Below are 638 nucleotides of genomic sequence, written 5' to 3'. Positions count from 1 at the left end.
TCTGTACCATCATTGATGGTCAGACCGCCTGCATTGACGCTTACAACAACAGCACCGTCTGAGGTCGTTGTTAGGTCTTCTTGGGCGCTATTCTGGTCAGCCACACCGGCTTGTGCGTTAACGCGACTAACGTTGAAGTTCAACGTATCCACCACAAGCGTATCGCTTTCGGTCACAAACACGCCGCCAGCACCTGCTGTGGCAGTCAACGTCGTCACCGTGGTATCGATATGATTGGTGCCAGAACCAATGCCCGTACCAGCGGTCATGATTAGGCCGTTGGCGGTGATGTTGGCATCCGCCGTGTTCGCCGCATCGACAATAGAGCCAGCCGTTCCTGTGATCAGCGCAACATGGCCCGTACCAGCAGTAATCGTACGCAACGCAATACCGTTGGTGGTTGCATCATCTGCTGCATTGGTGTTGGTTGCTTCTAAACGGATATTACCATTGGTGCTACTAATGGTTGTGCTCGCACCCATGATGATGTCATCACCGGCGCTAAGATCGATGGTTTTTCTTTCAACAGTCGTAGCGCTGATATTGGCATTCACCAAGATATCTCGGCCAGCGGCTAGGCTTGTATGGCCTGCTGTATTAGTGACCGTACCGCCTAGCGTCAGGTCAGACGTCAAACC

The 638-nt window shown here is 52.8% G+C and carries 1 protein-coding gene; it reads right to left on the bottom strand.

Annotated features, from left to right (window positions below; translation table 11 throughout):
* Positions 1 to 638: hypothetical protein (locus FJM67_RS17630; RefSeq protein ID WP_181161559.1), on the bottom strand; the 638-nt coding region annotated here is incomplete at both ends.

This window comes from Maribrevibacterium harenarium, from assembly GCF_006385675.1.
GTDB lineage: Bacteria > Pseudomonadota > Gammaproteobacteria > Pseudomonadales > Marinomonadaceae > Marinomonas > Marinomonas harenarium.
This window is presented reverse-complemented; position numbering and strand designations above follow the sequence as displayed.